The following is a 20,753-nucleotide window of genomic DNA, read 5'->3' on the forward strand; positions in this document are numbered from 1 at the left end:
GGGTCGGGGCCGCGGAGCGGCGGGTGCCGGCGCGGTGCCCGGTCACCTGGTGGGTGCCTTGTGGTGGGCGATCGCGGAGCGATAGAGCTCGGCCGTGCCCTCGGCCGCCCGGGCCCAGGTGAACCGGGAGAGCACCCGTTCCCGCCCGGCCGCGCCGAGCCTGGCCCGCAGCTCGGGGTCGGCGAGGAGCCGGTTCAGCCCGGCGGCCAGCGCCCCCGGGTCGCCCGGCGGCACCGCGAGGCAGGTCTCCCCGTCGGGCCCGGCGACCTCCGGGATGGCCCCGCCGGTCGTGGCCACCAGCGGCGTCCCCGTCGCCATCGCCTCCGCGGCCGGCAGCGAGAACCCCTCGTACAGCGAAGGCACACAGCTCACCTGCGCGGACCGTACGAGGTCGACCAGCTCGGCGTCGCTGATGCCCTTGACGAACCGGACCGCGTCGGCGAGCCCGTACTTCTCGATGGCCTGCGCGACCGGCCCGTCCTCGGCGCGCTTGCCGACGACCACCAGGTGCGCCCCGGGGTGTTCGGCGCGCACCTTGGCGAGCGCCTCGACGAGGAAGACGAGCCCCTTGAGCGGTACGTCCGCGCTGGAGGTGGTGACGATCCGGCCGGGCACCTCGGCCACCGACGGGTCCGGGGACCACAGGTCGGTGTCGGCGCCGATGTGCACGACGGAGACGCGGTCCTCGCGTACGCCGAGGTGCTCGACGATCTCGCGCTGCGAGGAGCCGGAGACGGTGAGCACGGACGGCAGCCTGCGGGCGACCCGCTTCTGCATCCGCGTGAACCCGTACCAGCGGCGCACCGAGGAGCGCCGCTTCCAGTCGCCGGCGGCGTCCAGTTCCAGCTGCCGGTCGACGGTGATGGGGTGGTGGATCGTGGTCACCAGCGGGGCGCCGAGGTCGGCGAGCAGGCCGTAGCCGAGCGTCTGGTTGTCGTGGATGACGTCGAACTCGCCCTTGCGGGCGGCGAGGTGGCGCCGGGCCCGCAGCGAGAAGGTCAGCGGCTCGGGGAACCCGCCGGTCCACATGGTGGCGACCTCAAGGGCGTCGATCCAGTCCCGGTACTCGTCCTTCTTGGGCGTACGGAACGGGTCCGGCGAGCGGTACAGGTCCAGGCTGGCGAGCTCGGTGAGCGGCACGCCCTCGTCGAGCACGGGGTACGGCTGCGCGCCGATGACCTCCACGCTGTGCCCGAGGCGGGCGAGTTCGCGGGAGAGGTGGCGTACGTAGACGCCCTGGCCGCCGCAGAACGGATTGCCCTTGTACGTCAGGAGGGCGATCCGCAGGGGGCGGTCGCCCGCACGGGCCGGCTCCCCTGCGCGGGGGCTTGCCTCTACGGCCTCTGCGGTCACTCGCGGCCCCTTCATCGCTGCGTTTCGCCGGAGCGTAACCGCTCGCGCTAATCTAGAACAAGTTCCAGACTTGATCCTTCTTGATCACTCCGAGGAGCCTCAAGAAGCTTCGAATCTACCGGCAGGTAGCGCGCGTGTGAGGGCCGGATCAGGTGATTCGCGCCACCACCGGAGCCCCTGCCATGCTGTGCCCCCGGAAACGGGCCGCCAGGGGCACGGGAACCGCACGCGGAACACTGGGCATCGGACGACGGAACGGGACAGATGACAGCGGAAGCCAGAGCAGCCACCCCCGCGTCGGCCACCGCCGCGTCAGCGACTCGCGCGTCGGCCGTTCCCGCGTCGGCGACTCCGGCGTCGGCCGTTCCCACGCCGGCCGTTCCCGTGTCGCCCGCCCTGACCGAGCGCCAGGAGGCGCGCCGCCGCCGCATCCTGCACGCCAGCGCCCAGCTGGCCAGCCGGGGCGGCTTCGACGCGGTCCAGATGCGCGAGGTGGCCGAGGCCGCGGGGGTCGCGCTCGGCACGCTCTACCGCTACTTCCCGTCCAAGATCCATCTGCTGGTCGCCACCATGCAGGACCAGCTCCAGCATCTGCACTCCACGCTCCGCAAGCACCCGCCGTCCGGCGACTCCTCCGCGGAGCGGGTCGCCGAGACGCTGATGCGGGCGTTCCGCGCGCTCCAGCGCGAGCCGCACCTCGCCGACGCCATGGTGCGCGCGCTGACCTTCGCCGACCGCTCGGTCAGCCCCGAGGTGGACACGGTCTCCCGGCAGACCACCGCGATCATCCTGGACGCCATGGGCCTGGACCACCCGACGCCGCAGCAGCTCTCGGCGGTCCGCGTGATCGAGCACACCTGGCACTCGGCCCTCATCACCTGGCTGTCGGGGCGGGCCTCGATCGCCCAGGTGAAGATCGACATCGAGACGGTGTGCCGGCTGATCGACCTCACCGCGCCGGACGACGTCCCGGCCTGATCCGGGGTCCCGCGACTCCGCGCCCGGCGCGCAGCCGCTGCGGGCGCTGCCGCCACGCGCCCGTACTGTGCGCCGTGCGCGCCCCCGTGCCACCCCATGGCTGATAATCCGGCTTCCCGTCCCCCGGGGCGCCGATAGAAATGTTTCGCGTGCAAAAGGAAGGCAACCGGTAGGCGGGGAGCTGGAGGGGGCTGAAACGTGATCCGGGTACTTCTCGTGCACGATGCCTGTCTGATGCGGTCGGCACTGGCCGACCGTCTGGCCCGTGAACCGGGCTTCGAGATCCATCACGCGCCGTGGCGCAGCGCACCCGCCCGCGCGCGGGTCCTGCGCCCGGATGTGTGCGCCGTGGACCTGGACTGTTCCGACTCGTACGGGATCGCGCCGCTGGGGGAGTTACAGAGCCGGCACAACGGGTCGCGGGGCACCCGGCTCGTTGTGCTGGCCAGCGCCAACCGGCCCGGGCCGCTGCGCCAGGCCGTGGAGGCGCACGCCCTCGGTTACGTCGACAAGGACGCCACTCCGGAGCGCCTGGTCATGGCGATAAGACGGGCCGCCGCCGGCCAGCGGTTCGTCGACGACTCGCTGGGCGGCGGGTTCCTGCGGGCGGCCGAAATGCCGCTGACGAGACGGGAGCTGAGCGTGCTCTCACTCGCCGCCGAGGGCGCGTCCATCGCGGACATCGCGCACAGTCTCCATCTGTCCAACGGGACCGTGCGGAACTACATGGCGGCGATCACCCGTAAGACCGGCGCCCGCAACCGCGTGGACGCCATCCGCATCTCCCAGGGCGAGGGATGGGTGTAATCCGGTCAACTCCCGGTAGAAGGCGGATTGTTGGAGAAGCTCGTCGTGCGTACCGCGTTCCACGCCGTCGCCGCCGAGCATCAGCACCTGCCGGGCCCGCCGCGCCGACCCGGTCCGGTGCGCCACGACCACCAGGGCGGTGCCGGGCCGCTCCGCGAACGCCCGCTCGGCCCGCGCCTCGGCCGCCGGGTCGAGATGACAGGTCGCCTCGTCGAGCAGGACCAGGGGGGCGGGGGCGGTGTAGGCCCGGGCGAGCGCGATCAACTGCCGTTCACCTGCGGACAGTTGTGACGGCTTGACGGTGGCGTCGAGTCCGCCGAGCCGGTCGACGAGGTCGCGGGCGCCGACGGCCGTACAGGAGGCGAGCAGATCCTCGTCGCGGGGCAGGCCGTCACGGTTGGACGAGCCGCCGGGCAGGCCGTCACCGTCCGGTGAGTCGCCGGGCAGGCCGTCACGGGGCATGCCGTCACCGGCGGGCGAGTCGCCGGGCAGGCCGTCGCCGTCGGGCGAGTCGCCGGGCGGGTCGTCCGGGCACAGATAGGTGAGGTTGGCGCGGACGGTGTCCGTGAAGACGTACGCCTGCTGGGGCACCAGGACCCGGGCGCAGGCGCGTAAGACCTCACCGCTGTCCGGCGCCCGTACCCCCGCCATGAGCTCGGCCAACGTGGACTTGCCGATTCCGCTGGGGCCGACGACCGCGAGGTGCCCGCCGTACGGCACGGTCAGGTCCAGGCCGTCGACGACCGGCGCCGCGCCCGGCCCGTACGCGAAGGTGACGCCCCGCAGCCGCACGGCCTCGCCCGGGTCGGGCGCACCGGCCGGGTGCGCGGGCGCCTGCCCCTGCCCCCCGTCCGCCGTCAGCCGCCGCAGCACCACGAACAGCCGCGCCCCCGAGGTGCCCAGCCCCTGCATCAAGGACTGGAGGGCCGGGATCAGGGACTGGGTGAGGTAGGCGAGGGCCCCCACGAACGCGCCCGGGGTGACGCCGTGGCCGAGCAGCCAGGGGGCCGCCGCGAGCAGCAGCACCACCGTCAGCCGTCCGCCGATCCCGGCCGCCAGCGTGCGCAGCACGCCCCAGCGGGCCAGTGCGCGCGACGCGTGGAACTCGGCGTCGATCCGCTCCCGTACGTCCCTCCCCACCCGGTCCTGCGCCCCGGCCGCCGTGATGTCCCGCAACCCGCCCACCACGAGCCCGAGTTCGGCGGCCAGCGCCTCGTCGGCGGCCAGGAACACCTCCTGGCGGCGGGCGAGCGGGCGCAGGGTGACGAGGAACAGGGCGAGCCCGGCGGCCAGCGGCAGCGCCACCACCGGCAGCAGCACCGGTGCCAGCGAGAACAGCCCGATCAGCGCCCCCACCGCCGTGACGACGAACGTCCGCGACACCATGACCAGTCCGGCGAGCGTGTCCCGGGCGATCTCCACCTGGTGGGTGAGCCGGGAGACCGCCGCCCCGTCCGGCGCCCGCAGCGCCCGGCGCACCACCCTGCGTACGAGATCGTCGCGTACGGGCTCGACGAGCGCGGCCACCGCCAGGTGCACCCGGCCGGTGCCGAACGACCCGGCCAGCACGCCGAGCGCCGCGAGCCCCAGCCAGGCGAGGCCGGTCCCGGTGTGGCCCGCGAGGAAGCCCCGGTCGAGCGCCCGCGCCAGCGCGTAGCCGAGCAGGAACGTCTCCCCCGCCTCCAGCGCCGACCAGGCGGCGAGCCTCAGCAGCGCCCGCCACCGGGGGCGTACGAGCCGCAGCAGGCGCCCCTTCACCCCGCCTCCTCCCACCCGGTCTCCTCCCACCCGGCCTCCTCGGCGAACACCGCGCGGTACTCGGGCAGCCGCCACAGCTCGTCGTGCGGGGCGAGCGCGCGTACTCCACCGCCGTCCAGCCAGACCACCAGGTCGGCGCGGGCGGCCGTGGTCACCCGGTGGGCGACGATGAGCCGGGTGCCCGGGGTCAGCTCGTCGAGCAGGGCGCGGGAGACCCTCAGCTCGGTCGCGGAGTCCAGGCTGGAGGTGGCGTCGTCGAGGATCAGCAGCCGTCCGCAGTGCGCGAACGCCCTGGCCAGGCCCAGGCGTTGGGCCTCGCCGCCGGACATGGGGGCTTCGGCGCAGGGCGTGTCGTAGCCGAGCGGCAGCCTGCGGACGAACTCGTCGGCGCACGCCGACCGCGCGGCCGCCCGGACCTCCTCGGGGCCCGCCTCGTCGGCGCCGAACGCGATCGTGCCGCCGACGGTCGCGCCGAGGAGCGCGGGGCGGGCGAAGGCGTGGCCGACCTCGCGGCGCAGCGCGTCCCGGGAGAGTTCGGGCAGGGGGACGCCGTCGACCAGGACCGTGCCCCGGTCGGGGTCCGCGAGCCGGCCCGCGACCGCCGCCAGGGACGTCTTGCCGCTGCCGGACCGCCCCACCACGGCGGCGATCGCCCCGCCGGGCACGTACAGGTCGACGTCGCGCAGGGGTCCGGTGGACACGCTCCGGAACTCCAACGCCCCTGTTCCGTCCGGCAGTTGGCGTGTTCCGTACGTCATCGCCGGCGGGGCGAGCGCCCCGGCCAGGCGGTCGGTGGCGGCGCGGCCGCGCACCAGGCCGTTGAGCTGACCGACCAGGACGCCGGTGCCGGTGGCGAGGACCGCGTACCGCCAGGCGGCGAGCATCCCGCCGACGCTCAGCGCCCCGTCCACGAGCCGCAGCCCGGCGACCGCGAGCACGGTGAGCTGGAGCAGCGGCAGCAGGGCGGAGGCCTGGGCGGTGGAGCGGCCGGTGACGCGCCACATGCGGAAGCCCTGGCGGGAGAGTTCGGGCAGCGGGGCGAGGATGCGGGCCGCGTCCCGTTCGGCGGTTCCGGCGGCCGCGATGGTGCGGGCGCCCTCCACCGCCTCGGTGAGCCGCCCGGCGATCTCGCCCTGGGCGCGCAGATAGGCGGCGCCCACATCGCCGGAGGCGCGGACGAACACCTTGAGCAGCAGGGCGAGTACGGGCATCCCGGCGAGCAGCGCGAGGGCCGTCCACCCGTCGGTGAGGGCGAGCGCCACCACTCCGCCGACCGGGGTGATCACGGCGGCGAGGGTGGCGGCGAGGGTGGCGGGGACGGGGCCGGCCTGGGCCGCGTTGCCGACGAGCCGGGCCACCAGGTCGCCCTCGGGGAGCTGGGCGCGCGGCCCGGCGGCGAGGACGTGGCGCAGGACCCTGTCCCGTATCCACGCGGTGGTACGGGCGTTGGCGGTCGCGGTGACCAGGCCGTCGAGGGCGCCGAGCAGGACGGTCGCGCCGGTGAGCGCCGCGCACAGCGCGAGCCAGGGGCGCGCGGCCGCCCGGTCGTCGCCGAGCAGCAGGTCGAGGGTGCGGCCGAGCGCCCACGGCAGGGCGAGGCCCGCCCCGGCGAGGGCCGTGGTCAGCAGCAGGACGAGGGCGGCGGGTGCCGCGCCGTACCGAACGGTCTCGCGGAGAAAGGGGCGTGGAGCCAAGGGACCCTCCGGGGCGCGCAGGCCCCGGGCGGAGAGCAGATCCGCCCGGGGCCACGTCACACGGTTGATCAGGATCGATCACGGTTGATCAGGTGCAACAGGGATTGATCAGGGTGGTTCGTGTCTCAGAGGCAGAGCAGCTGGCTGGCCCCGCTGTGCTTGTCACACAGCAGCAGGCTGACGCTGCTCTCGCCGCCACCGCCGCCGCCACCGGTGGTCTCGGGAACGTCCATCTTCTGCAGGTCGAGAAGTGTCATGACAATCTCCTTCTGTCGGGAACTTCTTCGTGGGGACGGGTTCACCGTCCGGCCCCTCGCGGGGCCGTCTTGGGGGCCACCGGAAGCGGTGGCAGGAAGGGCAGCCCCGCGGGGCGCCTTCGGGCGGACGCGGCGGCGGGCAGCGAGCCCAGGGCGAGCAGACAGCCCGCCGTGCCGGTCGCGAGGTCCATGGAGAGCCGCATCATCTGGTTGCCGGGAAAGGCCAGATGGCCCTGGTACGGCACGGCGTACCAGGCGAGCGCCGCGCTCTGCGCGTCCAGGTCGGCACGTGCGGCGCGGGTGCGGGCGAGGTGCAGCACCATGCCCGCGCGGCCGTCGAACAGGCCCGGCTGGGCGTAGTACCGCAGCCGCGCGGTGGGCAGGATCGCGGCCCTGGCCTCGGCGAACTCCTCGTCGTGCCGGTGCGCCAGATAGTCGTCGAGCACCATCGCGATGCCGACACCGCCCGAGCCCAGATAGGGCATGGTCCGTACGCCCTCGTCGACCTGGAGGGCGCCCGAGCGGTCGGTGACGCAGCGCGCGAGGTCGCGCCGGAGGAACTCGGCGGCGTGGTCGAGGAGCGCGGGCTCGCCGGTGTGCTCATAGAGCCGAAGGAAGAGCAGGGCGGGGCCGCTGGCGCCGTGCAGCAGCCCGGCGCGCGGGCGTGCGGCTCCCTCGTCCGGCCGCGGCTCCCCGGCGATGATCCAGGCCGCTTCCAGGGCCCGGTCGCGCAGGTCGCTCTCGCCGGTGGTGCGGCCGAGGGAGTCGAGGGCCAGCCCGAGTCCGGCGAGGCCGCCGTGCAGTCCGGGCGCGAGCCGCTGCCACTTCTCGTCGAGCACCCGGTCGACGAGGTCGAGGGCGCGCTCGGTGTGGCCGAGCCGGTCCAGGACGTACGCGACGCCGCTCAGCCCGTCGTAGAAGCCCAGCGGAGAGCCGGCGGGCGGCTCCTCGGTGCGGCGCAGCAGCCACTCCTCGCCGTCCCGGTAGCGCCCGGCGCCGGTGGCGTCCAGGGCGTAGAGCACCCCGGCCGCGCCGTACGCGACGCCGAGGCCGCCGCCGTCCGCGAACTGCGAGATGTCCCCGGGGAAGAGCCGGTCCTCGCGCTCGGGCGTGGCGGAGGCGAGGATCGCGCGGACCATCGAGTCGCGCCCGGCGGGCCACTCCTCGGGCCGGGCGGGCAGATAGGGCCGCGCCAGGGGCTCGTCCGTGCCCCGGATGACCCGTACCGCCTCTTCGAAGAAACCTTCCGGCACAGCGGGGAACTGGCTCTTCGCGACCTTCGCCAGATGCGCCGCCTTGTCCTGGTCGACCACGAGCAGCGTCGTCATCGGCACGAACAGGGCGAGCCGCAGACAGGCCAGCGCGTACCGGTCGACCTCGAAGCCCTTGCGGTCGGGCGGGGCCACGAACCCGGGGTGCGCCATCGTCTGCCCCTCGTGCTCGTCGACCGGCACCGCGGCCTCGAAGTCGAGCAGTCGCACCGGGACCTCCCGGCCGCCGTTCGCCTCGTCCCCGTCCGGCCCGACCATCACGTTGAACATGTGCAGGTCGTTGCAGACCAGCCCGCGCGAGTGCACCGCCTCGACCGCCCGCTCCACGGCGCGGTGCACCGCAAGGGCCCAGGTCGTGTACGAGGCCACCGCGTCCGGGTCGGGATCGACCGCGAGGAGCGGGTGGCGCTCGGCGAAGAACGCGTTCAGTGTGCGCCCCTCCAGGAAGTCCATGACGAGGAAGCGGTGGTCGCCCAGCTCGAACCAGTCGCGCACCTCCGGCGCCACCCCGAGCCCGGAGATCCGCTCCAGGGCCGCCTTCTCCCGCTCCAGGCGGGTGACCGCGTCGCAGCCGTCGGCGGCGAGCCCCGCGTACGGCCGGGCCTCCTTCAGAACGACCTTGCTGCCGTCGCGCACATCGGTCCCGGCGTACACCCCGCCGCCGTTGGAGAAGTGCAGCGCCCGCTCGATGCGGTACGGCAGGTCGCCCACGGTCGTCGCGTTGCGCGCCTCCAGCTGGGGCCGCAGGAACGGGGGCAGCGTCACCCACTCGGGCATCTGGAACACCGGGTCGCGGCGGTCGGGGACCAGCTCGCCCCGGGCGTTCTCGATCGCGGGCACCAGCGCCCCGCCCTCACCGACGCAGTGCCGCTCGACGAAGCCGCCGTAACGCACGTACAGCGGCCCGGAGTTCCAGCGCAGATCGGTGAGGATGTACGGGCCCGGCTCGCCGTCGAGCAGCTCGCCGAGCTCGGTGAGTATTCGCTCCAGCTCGTCCACGCCGGAGGGGTAGATCGTGGCGAACTTCCCGCTGGAACCGCGCCCGGCGTACTTGGAGTTGCGCAGGTGCAGCGGCTGGCGGCCCGGCACGAACTTGAACGGGACCGCTCGGGGGACGCAGTACTCCCACACCTGCGCCGCCATCTTCTCGGCGTTGTCCAGACACGCCGAGACGTGGATCTTCCAGCCCTGGCGGGGCCTCCCCGGGCGCGGTTCGCCCGCCTCGTCGACGGGACTGAAGTGGAGCCAGTCCCCGGAGAGCGTGCTGCGCCACCCCTCGGGAACCGGGCGCAGGGCCGCCTCGAAGAGCGGTACGGACTCGCCGGTCCTGGCCGATGACAGACGGTCCGGAGTCTCATAGAACTGCCTGTCGGCCAGACAGAAGACCTCGTACCGCTTGTCCATCGCTTCTCCCCTCGGTGGCGTGGCAACGAAGGTGCCATGCCGGCCGGGAGCCGGACAGTCGCATGTGTCATGCGGTCACTGTGCGGTACGCATGCGTCAACCTGTGTTCGTAGGGGTTCGAACGGACGGAGCGCCTGCTGCGGGCCGGTGGGGAGGCAGGGGCGCGGGGAGCTGCGCGACCAGCCCACCAGGACCCGCAGACGAACGACGCACTCACTCCTCAGGGGGGAAAACGGGCTCGCCCGAATCGTGCAGGGCGATGCTGATCGCCTCCACCGGGCACCCCTCGGCCGCCGCGAGCACGCGCTCATTCGCGTCCGTGTCGGCGCCGCGCGGCCGCGACTGCCGAGCCGCGTCCAGCGCGAAAGCACCCGGCGCGGTGTTCACGCACATGCCCGAGCCGATGCAGACGCTCCGGTCGACCTCGACGTGCCAGCGGTCCCCCATCACGCCTCGCCCCCGGCCCCGCCGTACCCGGCGGGCAGGTGGATCATCTTGTGCTCCAGGTACTCGCTCAGCCCCTCGGGCCCGAACTCCCGCCCCAGACCGGAGTTCTTGTAGCCGCCGAACGGGCCGAGCATGTCCAGGCTGAAGGTGTTCACGTTGAAGGTGCCGGTGCGCACCCGCCGGGCGAAGTCGATGCCGTGCTCGACGTCGCCGGTCCACACGCTGCCGCTGAGCCCGTACTCGGAGTCGTTGGCGATGCTCAGCGCCTCGGCCTCGTCCCCGTACGGCAGGAGGCAGATCACCGGCCCGAAGATCTCCTCGCGGGCGATCCGCATGGAGTTGTCGACACCGCCGAAGAGCGTCGGCTCGACGTACCAGCCCCGGTCCCGGCCCGGCGGGCGGCCGCCGCCCGCGAGGATCTTGGCGCCCTCCTCCTGGCCGATCCGGATGTAGTCGAGCGAGCGCCGCTGCTGCCGTTCGGCGACCAGCGGGCCGACCTGGGTCGCCGGGTCGAGCGGGTCGCCGACGACCAGTTGTCCGGCGGCGGCGGCGAACCCCTCCGCGAACTCGTCGTACCGGCTCGCGGGCGCCAGGATCCGGGTCTGGGCGACGCACGCCTGCCCGTTGTTCATCCAGGCGGCCGGGACGACTCCGGCGACGGTCGCCTCCAGGTCGGCGTCGGGCAGGACGACGGCGGCGGACTTGCCGCCCAGTTCGAGGGTGACCCGGGTGAGGTTGCGGGCGGCGACCTCCATGACGCGCCGCCCCGCGCCGACCGACCCGGTGAACGACACCTTGTCGACGCCCGGATGCCCCACCAGATACTCGCTGACCTCGCGGTCGGCGGGCAGGATCGAGAGCACGCCCTCCGGCAGCCCGGCCTCGCGGGCGATGTCGCCGAGGATGTACGCGTCGAGCGGCGTCTCGGGCGACGGCTTGAGCACCACCGAGCACCCGGCGAGCAGCGCCGGCGCGAGCTTGGCGGCGGCCACGAACTGCGGGACGTTCCAGGGGACGACGGCCGCCACGACCCCGACCGGCTCGCGACGGACCAGGATCGGCCCGAGGACGCCGGCGCGCCGCTCCTCGTACGGGAAGTCACGCGCCACGGTGATCGCCGTGTCCCAGACCATCATGGCGCCCAGCGCCTGCGCGAGGACGCTCCAGGAGTACGGGGAGCCGTTCTGCGCGCTGATGGTGCGGGCGATCTCCTCGTGGCGCAGGGCGATCGCGTCCTTGATACGGGTGACGACGGCGATGCGTTCGTCGAGGGTGGCGCGCGGCCAGGGCCCCTCGTCGAAGGCGCGGCGCGCGGTGGCGACGGCGCGGTCGACGTCGGCGCGGGAGGCGTGCGGCACACGGCCGATGAGCTGCTCGGTGTGGGGGGAGACGACCTCGATGACGTCGGAGCCGAGGGGGTCGGTCAACTCCCCGCCGATGTAGAGGTGCTGGTGTTCGACGAGGTCGTGCGTGGCATCGGTCATGGCGTGGCGCCTCCGGGTCCGGTCCACTCTGGCGGTGTTTCGGGCGGTGTTTCTGACGGCATGTTTCTGACGACATGTTTCTGACGCCATTTCAGATCTGCGAAAACTGATACCAGTTCCACTATCAGGAGTCCACGGCCCGGGAGGCCCCTTGAGGGCTTACTGAAACACGTTCTACTGTGGCCCGAACGGCAGATGACCAGAGACGAGGCGGCACCATGACGCGGACGACCCCGGTGACCGACCACGGCGGGGGCGTCCACTCCCTCGCGGTACCCATCCCGGACAACCCGCTGGGCCACACACTGGTGTACGTCGTCGACACCGACCGGGGCCCGGTCCTGGTCGACACGGGCTGGGACGACCCGGCGTCCTGGGACGCGCTGACGGAGGGCCTGCGACGGCTCGGTACCGACGTCACGGACATCCACGGGGTGGTCCTGACCCACCACCACCCCGACCACCACGGGCTGTCCGCCCGGGTACGGGAGGCGTCCGGCGCGTGGCTGGCGATGCACGCGGCGGACACGGCGGTCGTACGGCGTACGCGCGAGGCCGAACCGGGCGCGTGGCTCGACTACTTGACGGAGAAGCTGACGGCGGTGGGGGCGCCGGAGGACCACCTCGCGCCGCTGCGGGAGGCGCGGGCGCGGGGGGCGGGGCGGTCGCTGCCGGGGATGCGGGCGGCGCTCCCCGACCGCGAGATCGTCCCCGGCGACCTGCTCCCCCTCCCCGGCCGCCGCCTGCGGGCGATCTGGACGCCGGGCCACACGCCGGGCCACGTCTGCCTCCACCTGGAGGAACGGCATCCGTCGGGGCGGCCGGGCCACGGCCGCCTGTTCTCCGGGGACCACCTGCTCCCCGGCATCACGCCGCACATCGGCCTGTACGAGGACCCCGACGACGCGACGGTGACCGATCCGCTCGGCGACTACGTCTCGTCCCTTGAGCGGGTGGGGCGCCTGGGGGTGGCGGAGGTACTGCCGGCCCACCAGCACGCGTTCCCGGACGCGGCGGGCCGGGTCCGGGAGCTCCTGGCCCACCACGAGTCCCGCCTGGCGGACCTGCTGGCGCTGCTGGCATCGGAGCCGCTGACCCCCTGGCAACTGGCGGTCCGCATGGAGTGGAACCGCCCCTGGGCGGAGATCCCGTACGGGTCCCGCAACATCGCGGTGTCGGAGGCGGAGGCGCATGTGCGGCGGTTGGTGAAGCTGGGGAGGGCGGAGGGGGTGCCGGGGCGGCCGCAGGCCTATCGAGCGGTGGATCCCCCCACCCCGCCCCTTCCCTGAACCCTCCGGGGGTGGGTGGGTGGCTGAGGTGGCTCTCCCGGGGGCTACGCCCCCGGACCCCGTCTGCGGGGCCTGCGGCCCCTGCGCCCCGCTCCGTTTGTCCGCGGACCGTGCTGGGCTGGTCGCGCAGTTCCCCGCGCCCCTCAAATACCGCTGCGCGGCATCCCCTGCGCCCTGCTTCCGTTTGTCTGCGGGCCGCGTGCGGCTGGTCGCGCAGTTCCCCGCGCCCCTGAAAGATGCGGGGTGCAGCGGCCGCAACCCCCCAAGGGGCGCGGGGCTGTGACATGTGCGGCTCCGCCGCGATGGGGGTCCCTCCTGTTCGAGCGAAGCCGAGAACTTGGGGGAGCGACCAGCCGAAGCGGACCCGCACCCGACCGACGGCCAGTCCTTCAGGGGCGCGGGGACCCGCACACCCACGGCCAAGCCTTCAGGGGCGCGGGGAACTGCGCGACCGAACCCCACCGGGCCGCAGGCGGGCGCGGGGCCCGGGGCGTAGCCCCGGTAGGGGCCCCCGGGGGCGGGGTGGGGCGGCCGGTACAGTGGGCGCGTCGTCCATGACCGTACGGGGGGAAGCCGGTGCGAATCCGGCGCTGACCCGCAACCGTGAGCCGCCGCCGAGAACAGGCGCGGCGAAGCCGGACCACCCCGACGGACATGACCGGCTCAACGGTCACCGGCAAGCCGCCGATGACCGGCCCCGTCGAGGTACACGGAGCCGGAGCCGGCGTGCCCCCGCGCCCGCCTGCCGCCGGCCCCCGCAGGAGAGGCACCGCCCGCCATGACCGTACGCCGCTGCGCCGCAACGCTCGCCGCCGCCACCACCGTGATCCTCGGCGGCGCCGCCCCGGCCGCCTTCGCCGACGGCACGGCGCCCCCCGCGACCACGATCCCGCAGGGGCTGTACGGGACGAAGGACCCCGCGTACGACGGCGTCTGGCGGCAGTCGCTCGCCCTGCTCGCGCAGAGCACCGTCGGAGTGAAGCCCGCCGCGCAGGCGGTGACGTGGCTGACGGGGCAGCAGTGCGACACCGGCGCGTTCGCCTCGTACCGCCCCGACGCCGCCAAGCCGTGCGACGCCAAGACGATGCTCGACACCAACGCCACCGCCGCCGCCGTCCAGGCGCTCGTCGCCCTCGGTGACCACACCGACGCCGTGACCAAGGGCGTCTCCTGGTTGAAGACCGTGCAGAACGAGGACGGCGGCTGGGCGTACAACCCCAGCGGCAAGAGCGACGCCAACTCCACCGCCGTCGTGATCGGCGCGCTCGCCGCCGCCGGCGAGAAGCCCGCCGACGCCAAGTCGGCTGTGAAGGACGGCAAGGGCGGCAAGTCGCCGCTCGACGCGCTGCTGACCTTCGCGATGCCGTGCGACAGCACGCCCGCCTCGGGCGCGTTCGCGTACCAGCCGGACCTCAAGACCGGGAAGCTGTACGCGAACGCCGACGCCAGCGCCGCCGCCGTGACCGCCTCGTACGGCAAGGGCCTCGCCGCCACCGCCGGGCACTCCGACGCCAAGGGAACCACCTGCGAGAAGGCGGCCACGCCGGAGCAGGCCGCGCACAACGGCGCCGCGTACCTGGCCAGGACCATGGCCAAGTCGGGCCACCTCAACTCCGCGATGCCGGGCGCCGAGAACCAGCCCGACTTCGGCAACACCGCCGACGCCGTCGTCGCCCTCGCCGCCGACGGCCAGGAGGCCCAGGCCAAGGCGTCCCTGCAGTGGCTGGAGAAGAACGCGTCCGGCTGGGCCAAGGAGAACGGCCCCGCCGCCTACGCCCAGCTCCTCCTCGCCGCGAACGCCACCGGCACCGACCCGAGGAACTTCGGCGGCGCGGACCTGGTCTCCCAGCTGAACGCGACGGGCCCGAAGCCGGCGGGAGTCGCGGCCGACCAGGGCAAGCCCGCGAAGGAGAAGTCCGAGAAGGACGACTCCTCCAGCACGTCGGTGTGGTGGATCGTCGGCGTGTTCTTCGTGGCGAGCGTGGGCGTCGGCTTCCTGGTGAGCGCGCGCAAGAAGAACGCGCAGAAGTGATGCGGGTGCGTGTGCCCGTGCCTCTGCCCGTGCGCATCTCCGTGGCCCTGCCCGTACTACGTCGGGCCCTGACCGGTCTCGCCCTCGCCCTCGCGCTGACGCTCGGCGCGGGGGCGGTGGCGGCGCCCGCCCAGGCGTCCGGGTACCGCTACTGGTCCTTCTGGGACCGCCAGGGCACGACATGGACGTACGCCACGCAGGGCCCGGCCACCGCGCACCCCTCGGACGGCGATGTCCAGGGCTTCCGCTTCGCGGTCAGCGCGGACTCCAAGGACGCGGCGACCCCGCGTACGGCGCCGACGTTCGACGAGGTGTGCGCGTCGACCCCGGCGAAGCCGGGCCGCAAGCGGGTCGCCCTCGCCCTGGACTTCGGCACCCCGCAGGACGCCCCGGGCGGCGAGACGCCCCCGGCGGCGCGTACGGCGTGCGCGCAGGTCCCCGAGGACGCGACGACGGCGGACGCGCTGGCCGCGGTGGCCAAGCCGCTCCGCTACAACAGCGCGGCCCTGCTCTGCGCGATCGCGGGCTACCCGCACACGGGCTGCGGGGAACAGGTCTCGGGCAAGACGCGGACGAAGGCCCCCAACCAGTCGGCCGAGCCGCAGGATTCCGCCGAGAGGTCCTCCGACTCCGGCCCGTCCCTGGGCCTCCTGGCGGGCATCGCGGCGATCCTGGCGGTAGCCGCAGCAGCCATCTGGCAATCCCGCCGCCGCCCCCGCGACTGACCCATGCCGACCGAGAACGACAACCCGCACCCCCGCAGGGCGAAGCCGCCCTACGGGGAACCCCCCACCGGCGAAGCCCCCACCCACGACCCGCACCCGCCAACGGCGAACGCGCCCCACGCTGAGCCCCACACCAGCGAACCCACCGTCACGGGCGAAGCCCCCACCCACGACCCGCACCCGCCAACGGCGAACGCGCCCCACGAGAAGACCCGCACCGACGAACCGACCCTCACGGGTGGAGCGGGTGGGTACGACAACCCGGCCGAAGGCCGGGTGCCTGCCCACGGCCCGCAGCCGCCGACGGCGAACGCGCCCCACGAGAAGACCCGCACCAACGAACCGACCCTCACGGGTGGAGCGGGTGGGAACACCGGCCCGGCCGAAGGCCGGGTGCCCACCCACCGGCCCGGGGCCGAAAGCCGCCGCACCCCCCGGCCCCCGGCCAAGCCGCACCGCACCCCCCGCCCCCCGGCCAAGCCGCACCGCACCCCCCGCCCCCCGGCCAAGCCGCACCGCACCCCCTACGCCACCCGCTCCAACGCCCTGCCCCCCGGCGCCTGGTGGCTCTGGGCCATCGGTCTCGCGACGGCCGCGTCCCGCACCACCAACCCTCTCCTCCTCGCCCTGCTCGTCACCGTCGCCGGCTACGTCGTCGCGGCGAGGCGCACCGACGCCCCCTGGGCCCGCTCGTACACCGCCTTCGTCAAGCTCGGCCTCGCCGTCGTGGCCATCCGCCTCGTCTTCAACATCGCCCTCGGCTCGCCCATCCCCGGCACCCACACCCTCCTCACGCTCCCCGAGGCCCCCCTCCCCGACTGGGCCAAGGGCATCCGCATCGGCGGCCGCGTCACCGCCGAGGGGATGCTCTTCGCGCTGTACGACGGCGCCCGGCTCGCCACCCTCCTCATCTGCGTCGGCGCCGCGAACGCCCTCGCCAACCCGGCCCGCCTCCTCAAGTCCCTCCCGGGCGCCCTGTACGAGGCCGGCGTGGCCGTCGTCGTCGCGATGACGTTCGCGCCGAACATGGTCGCCGACGTCGCCCGCCTGCGTACCGTCCGCCGTCTGCGCGGCCGCCCCACCGGCGGCATCAAGGCGATCCTCCAGATCGGCCTGCCGGTCCTGGAGGGCGCCCTGGAGCGCTCGGTCGCCGTCGCCGCCTCCATGGACGCCCGCGGCTACGGCCGCACCGCGCACGTACCACCCGCCGTACGCCACACCACCACCGTCCTCACCCTCGGCGGACTCCTCGGCGTCTGCGCCGGTACGTACGGACTCCTCGCCGCCGAAGGCGCCCGCTACGGCCTGCCCGTCCTGCTCACCGGCCTCGCCGCCGCCCTCGCGGGCCTGCGTCTGGGCGGCCGCCGCTCGGTCCGCACCCGCTACCGCCCCGACCGCTGGGGCGCCCGCGCCTGGCTGGTGGCCGGTTCCGGCGCGGCGGTGGCGGCGGTGATGATCTGGGCGGGTAGGTACGCACCGGACGCCCTGCACCTCGGCGTGGTCCCGCTCACCGCGCCCACGCTCCCCCTCTGGCCCGCCCTCGCCACGCTCCTCGGCCTGCTCCCGGCCTTCGTGGCCCCCGCACCTCAGACCCGCCCGGCACGCCCGGCACCCCCGGCGCTCCCGACCCCCTCGACACCCCAGGAGTCAGAATGATCCACTTCGACGAGGTGTCGGTCACGTACGAGGGCCAGGCGTCGCCCACGATCCAGCAGGTCCAACTCGCTGTCCCCGAAGGGGAGTTGGTCCTCCTCATCGGCCCCTCCGGCGTCGGCAAGTCGACCCTCCTCGGTACGGTCTCGGGCCTCGTCCCCCACTTCACCGGCGGCACCCTGCGCGGCCGCGTGACGGTCGACGGCCGCGACACCCGTACCCACAAGCCGCGCGAACTCGCCGACCTGGTCGGCACGGTGGGCCAGGACCCGCTCGCCCACTTCGTCACCGACACGGTCGAGGACGAACTCGCGTACGGCATGGAGTCGCTCGGCCTGGCCCCGCACGTGATGCGCCGCCGGGTGGAGGAGACCCTCGACCTGCTGGGCCTGGCGGACCTGCGCGACCGCCCGATCGCGACCCTCTCCGGCGGCCAGCAGCAACGCGTGGCGATCGGCTCGGTCCTGACCCCCCACCCCAAGGTCCTGGTCCTGGACGAGCCGACGTCGGCGCTCGACCCGGCGGCGGCGGAGGAGGTCCTGTCCGTACTCCAGCGCCTGGTCCACGACCTGGGCACAACGGTCCTGATGGCGGAACACCGCCTGGAACGAGTGATCCAGTACGCCGACCGGGCCCTCCTCCTCCCGTCCCCGGCCGCCCCTCCCGTCCTGGGCACCCCGGCCGAGATCATGGCGATCTCCCCGGTCCACCCCCCGGTGGTGACCCTGGGCCGCCTGGCGGGCTGGCACCCCCTCCCACTGTCAGTACGAGACGCCCGCCGCCGGGCAACCGACCTCCGAGTCCGCCTGGCGACAAAGGCGCCGCAGCCGCCGACGGCGAAGGCGCTCCACGGGAAGACCCTCACCGACGAACCCACCGTCACAGGTGGAGCGGGTGGGTACGACAACCCGGCCGAAGGCCGGGTGTCCGCCCACGGCCCGCAGCCGCCGACGGCGAACGCCCCTCGCCAGAAGACCCGCACCAGCGAACTCACCGTCACGGGCGGAGCGGCTGGGAACACCGACCCGACCGAAGGCCGCGGCCCCACCCACCGCCCCGCACGGGAAAGCATCAGCCGCCTCCGCGCGGCGCTCCGCCTCCGCCGAGGCACGAACGCAACCCCACCGCCCGCCGCCAAGGCGACCGCAACCCTGAAAACCCTCGGCGTACGCCGAGCCCGCATCGACGCCCTCCGAGACGTCACCCTCACCCTCACCCCCGGAGAAACCGTCGCCCTCATGGGCCGCAACGGCGCCGGCAAGTCCACCCTTCTCAACACCCTCGTCGGCATGATCGAGCCCACCACCGGCACGGTGACCGTCAACGGCCGCACCCCGCACCGCACACCCCCGCGCGACCTGATCCGCGAGGTCGGCCTCGTACCGCAGGAGCCCCGCGACCTGCTGTACGCGGACACGGTCGAGGCCGAGTGCGCGGCGGCCGACGCGGACGCCGAGGCACCCCCCGGCACCTGCCGCGACCTGGTCTCCGCGCTCCTGCCGGGCGTCCCCGACGACACCCACCCCCGCGACCTCTCCGAGGGCCAGCGCCTCGCCCTCGCGCTCGCGATCGTGCTGACCGGCCGCCCCCCGCTGCTCCTCCTGGACGAGCCGACCCGAGGTCTGGACTACGCGGCGAAGGCGCGGCTCGCGGACGTCCTGCGCGACCTCGCGGCCGAGGGCCACGCGATCGTCCTGGCCACCCATGACGTGGAGCTGGCCGCCGAGATCGCCCACCGGGTGGTGATCCTGGCCGACGGCGAGGTCGTCGCGGACGGCCCGACCGCCGACGTGGTCGTCTCCTCGCCCTCCTTCGCCCCCCAGGTTTCCAAGATCCTGGCCCCGGACCCGTGGCTCACGGTCACCCAGGTACGCGAGGCCCTCGCATGACCACGCCCCCAACGCCCCCGACGCCCCCGCATCCCCAGCCCCACACCCCCCAGGCAAAGGCGGTCCGCCTCGGCCCGCGCGGGGTGATCGCCCTCACCCTCATCACCCTCATCGGCATCGCGGCCTTCGGCTGGCCGCTCCTCGCCGACGCGGACGCCGGGCTCGCCCACTCCCGGGATGCCCCCTGGCTCTTCGCCGCGCTCCTGCCCCTCCTCGTCGGCGTGGTCGTCGCCACCATCGCGGACGAGGACGGCGGCATGGACGCCAAGGCCGTCGCCATGCTCGGCGTCCTCGCGGCGGTCGGCGCCGCCCTGCGCCCGCTGGGCGCGGGCACGGCCGGTCTGGAGCCGATGTTCTTCCTGATGGTGCTGAGCGGCCGCGTCCTCGGCCCGGGTTTCGGCTTCGTGCTCGGCGCGGTCACGATGTTCGCGTCCGCGCTGCTCACGGGGGGTGTGGGCCCCTGGATGCCGTTCCAGATGCTGTCGATGGGCTGGTTCACCATGGGCGCCGGACTGCTCCCGGGCGGCCACCGCCTCCGGGGCCGGGCCGAGCTGGTACTCCTCGCGCTGTACGGCTTCGCGGCGTCCTTCGCGTACGGCACGGTCATGAACCTTCAGGGCTGGACGTACATCGGCGGGATGTCGTCCGGGATCTCCTTCCACCCGGGCGACCCGCTGGGCGAGAACCTGCTGCGCTTCGCCGCGTACTGCGCGACCACCTCGCTCGGCTGGGACCTGGGCCGGGCGGTGCTGACGACGGTCCTCACGTTCACGCTCGGCTCGACCGTACTGAAGGCACTGCGCAGGGCCACCCGGCGCGCTTCCTTCGAGGCCCAGGTCACATTCGACGGGCCCGGCGGGTGAGGCCCCCCACAGGACCTGCGTCACATACGACCCGGAATAGTGGATTTATACGGCCTATATAGAGGCAAAAATCCCGTCTCCGACCAGCCGTTTCTCCTCCACGCCCCACCGGGGCCGCAACACCCCGGATGCGAGGACCACTAGTAAGAGGGGTCGTTGCGGCGGCCTCTCGGGGTCGCTAAAACTGATCCAGTCGCCGGGCACCGCCTGGCCCGTCACCCGGGCCGCGGAAGCCCACGCAGGACGAAACCCTCGCTCCTCCCGGGAGCTCATGTGGCTCTCCGGAGCTGCCGCCTGCTCCGTGACGCCCCATGCCCCCGACGTTAGGTCTCTCTGTGTCGTTCGCCGCCCGTCTCGCCGCCCGCAAGAAGTCGATCGCCGCCGGTGGCGCCACGCTGCTCGCCGCCGCCGGTATCGCGATGGCCGCCGTTCCCGCCCAGGCCGCCCCCATGGGCGCCCAGGACGTGGCGAAGAAGATGATCCCGAGCGCCGCCCAGTTCCAGTGCTTCAGCAACATCGTGAACCACGAGTCCGGCTGGAACGTGCACGCCTCCAACCCCTCCAGCGGTGCGTACGGCCTGGTCCAGGCGCTGCCCGGCTCCAAGATGGCCGCCAAGGGCTCCGACTGGCAGACCAACCCCGCCACCCAGATCGCGTGGGGCCTGGACTACATGAACTCGCGCTACGGCAGCCCGTGCGGCGCCTGGAACTTCTGGCAGCAGAACAGCTGGTACTGAGCCGAGCGGCTGAGCACCCCAGCTGAGCGCACCAGCTGAACCCACCAGCTGAACCCACCAGCTGAGCACAAGCAACGCGAAGCTCCCCGGTAGGAACGCCTGCCGAGGGAGC

Annotated in this window: 15 protein-coding genes, 1 pseudogene and 1 riboswitch; of the genes and pseudogenes, 9 read left to right on the plus strand and 7 right to left on the minus strand. The window is 73.8% G+C overall.

Annotated features, from left to right (window positions below):
• Positions 1-42 precede the first annotated feature (42 nt).
• Positions 43-1,353, minus strand: a complete 1,311-nt coding sequence (locus AB0G17_RS08700; protein WP_361377673.1) for a glycosyltransferase family 4 protein — start codon at positions 1,351-1,353, stop codon at positions 43-45.
• 384 nt (positions 1,354-1,737) lie between these two features.
• Here AB0G17_RS08700 and AB0G17_RS08705 point away from each other — a divergent pair, with 384 nt between their 5' ends.
• Together AB0G17_RS08705 and AB0G17_RS08710 are read left to right on the plus strand one after the other, a co-directional pair.
• The gene (locus AB0G17_RS08705) at positions 1,738-2,331 is read left to right on the plus strand and encodes a TetR family transcriptional regulator (RefSeq protein ID WP_361377676.1); all 594 of its coding nucleotides are present in this window, start codon (positions 1,738-1,740) and stop codon (positions 2,329-2,331) included.
• 216 nt (positions 2,332-2,547) lie between these two features.
• Positions 2,548-3,054, plus strand: a pseudogene (locus tag AB0G17_RS08710) (response regulator transcription factor); the annotation flags it as partial.
• Here AB0G17_RS08710 and AB0G17_RS08715 read toward each other — a convergent pair.
• From AB0G17_RS08715 to AB0G17_RS08740, 6 genes are all read right to left on the minus strand, one after another.
• A complete protein-coding gene (locus tag AB0G17_RS08715) occupies positions 2,980-4,896 on the minus strand; it encodes an ABC transporter ATP-binding protein (protein WP_361377679.1) in 1,917 nt (638 codons plus the stop codon). The pseudogene AB0G17_RS08710 and the gene AB0G17_RS08715 sit on opposite strands and share 75 nt — an antisense overlap.
• Positions 4,893-6,650 carry an ABC transporter ATP-binding protein gene (locus AB0G17_RS08720; protein WP_361377682.1) on the minus strand — a complete coding sequence of 586 codons (1,758 nt, stop codon included), beginning with the start codon at positions 6,648-6,650 and terminating at the stop codon, positions 4,893-4,895. Before AB0G17_RS08720 ends, AB0G17_RS08715 begins: the two co-directional genes overlap by 4 nt.
• 65 nt (positions 6,651-6,715) lie before the next feature.
• The gene (locus tag AB0G17_RS08725) at positions 6,716-6,847 is read right to left on the minus strand and encodes a SapB/AmfS family lanthipeptide (protein WP_361377685.1); all 132 of its coding nucleotides are present in this window, start codon (positions 6,845-6,847) and stop codon (positions 6,716-6,718) included.
• A 41-nt stretch (positions 6,848-6,888) separates the two neighbouring features.
• The gene (gene lanKC, locus AB0G17_RS08730) at positions 6,889-9,522 is read right to left on the minus strand and encodes a class III lanthionine synthetase LanKC (RefSeq protein WP_361377688.1); all 2,634 of its coding nucleotides are present in this window, start codon (positions 9,520-9,522) and stop codon (positions 6,889-6,891) included.
• Positions 9,523-9,735: 213 nt separating this feature from the next.
• On the minus strand, positions 9,736-9,969 hold the full coding sequence (locus AB0G17_RS08735) for a ferredoxin (RefSeq protein ID WP_361378067.1): 234 nt from the start codon (positions 9,967-9,969) through the stop codon (positions 9,736-9,738).
• Positions 9,969-11,453, minus strand: a complete 1,485-nt coding sequence (locus AB0G17_RS08740) for an aldehyde dehydrogenase (RefSeq protein WP_361377691.1) — start codon at positions 11,451-11,453, stop codon at positions 9,969-9,971. Before AB0G17_RS08740 ends, AB0G17_RS08735 begins: the two co-directional genes overlap by 1 nt.
• Positions 11,454-11,671: 218 nt before the next feature.
• Between AB0G17_RS08740 and AB0G17_RS08745 the strand changes: the two genes are divergently transcribed.
• The 7 genes from AB0G17_RS08745 (at position 11,672) to AB0G17_RS08775 (ending at position 20,641) form a co-directional block, all read left to right on the plus strand.
• The gene (locus AB0G17_RS08745; protein ID WP_361377694.1) at positions 11,672-12,742 is read left to right on the plus strand and encodes an MBL fold metallo-hydrolase; all 1,071 of its coding nucleotides are present in this window, start codon (positions 11,672-11,674) and stop codon (positions 12,740-12,742) included.
• 566 nt (positions 12,743-13,308) lie between these two features.
• Positions 13,309-13,388: riboswitch (cobalamin riboswitch) on the plus strand.
• 132 nt (positions 13,389-13,520) lie between these two features.
• Positions 13,521-14,774: a prenyltransferase/squalene oxidase repeat-containing protein gene (locus AB0G17_RS08750; RefSeq protein ID WP_361377697.1), complete on the plus strand. Its 1,254-nt coding sequence runs from the start codon at positions 13,521-13,523 to the stop codon at positions 14,772-14,774.
• Positions 14,774-15,499 (plus strand): SCO2322 family protein, encoded by a 726-nt coding sequence (locus AB0G17_RS08755; protein WP_361377700.1) that lies wholly within the window; start codon positions 14,774-14,776, stop codon positions 15,497-15,499. Before AB0G17_RS08750 ends, AB0G17_RS08755 begins: the two co-directional genes overlap by 1 nt.
• 546 nt (positions 15,500-16,045) lie before the next feature.
• Complete coding sequence (locus AB0G17_RS08760) at positions 16,046-17,155, plus strand: energy-coupling factor transporter transmembrane component T (protein ID WP_361378070.1); 1,110 nt, start codon at positions 16,046-16,048, stop codon at positions 17,153-17,155.
• A complete protein-coding gene (locus AB0G17_RS08765; RefSeq protein ID WP_361377703.1) occupies positions 17,152-19,041 on the plus strand; it encodes an ATP-binding cassette domain-containing protein in 1,890 nt (629 codons plus the stop codon). Before AB0G17_RS08760 ends, AB0G17_RS08765 begins: the two co-directional genes overlap by 4 nt.
• The gene (locus AB0G17_RS08770; RefSeq protein WP_361377706.1) at positions 19,038-19,904 is read left to right on the plus strand and encodes an ECF transporter S component; all 867 of its coding nucleotides are present in this window, start codon (positions 19,038-19,040) and stop codon (positions 19,902-19,904) included. The genes AB0G17_RS08765 and AB0G17_RS08770 overlap by 4 nt, the downstream gene beginning before the upstream one ends.
• Before the next feature lie 311 nt (positions 19,905-20,215).
• Positions 20,216-20,641, plus strand: coding sequence for a transglycosylase SLT domain-containing protein (locus tag AB0G17_RS08775; RefSeq protein ID WP_361377709.1), 426 nt, complete (start codon positions 20,216-20,218; stop codon positions 20,639-20,641).
• Positions 20,642-20,753 lie beyond the last annotated feature (112 nt).

The sequence above is a fragment of the Streptomyces sp. NPDC023838 genome (genome assembly GCF_040639555.1).
Taxonomy (GTDB): Bacteria; Actinomycetota; Actinomycetes; order Streptomycetales; family Streptomycetaceae; genus Streptomyces.

Coding starts and splice junctions, on each gene's coding strand:
- AB0G17_RS08735 (WP_361378067.1), bottom strand. CDS start 9,969: ATGGGGGACCGCTGGCACGTCGAGGTCGACCGGAGCGTCTGCATCGGC.
- AB0G17_RS08775 (WP_361377709.1), top strand. CDS start 20,216: ATGCCCCCGACGTTAGGTCTCTCTGTGTCGTTCGCCGCCCGTCTCGCC.
- AB0G17_RS08755 (WP_361377700.1), top strand. CDS start 14,774: ATGCGGGTGCGTGTGCCCGTGCCTCTGCCCGTGCGCATCTCCGTGGCC.
- AB0G17_RS08765 (WP_361377703.1), top strand. CDS start 17,152: ATGATCCACTTCGACGAGGTGTCGGTCACGTACGAGGGCCAGGCGTCG.
- AB0G17_RS08750 (WP_361377697.1), top strand. CDS start 13,521: ATGACCGTACGCCGCTGCGCCGCAACGCTCGCCGCCGCCACCACCGTG.
- AB0G17_RS08725 (WP_361377685.1), bottom strand. CDS start 6,847: ATGACACTTCTCGACCTGCAGAAGATGGACGTTCCCGAGACCACCGGT.
- AB0G17_RS08745 (WP_361377694.1), top strand. CDS start 11,672: ATGACGCGGACGACCCCGGTGACCGACCACGGCGGGGGCGTCCACTCC.
- AB0G17_RS08740 (WP_361377691.1), bottom strand. CDS start 11,453: ATGACCGATGCCACGCACGACCTCGTCGAACACCAGCACCTCTACATC.
- lanKC (WP_361377688.1), bottom strand. CDS start 9,522: ATGGACAAGCGGTACGAGGTCTTCTGTCTGGCCGACAGGCAGTTCTAT.
- AB0G17_RS08770 (WP_361377706.1), top strand. CDS start 19,038: ATGACCACGCCCCCAACGCCCCCGACGCCCCCGCATCCCCAGCCCCAC.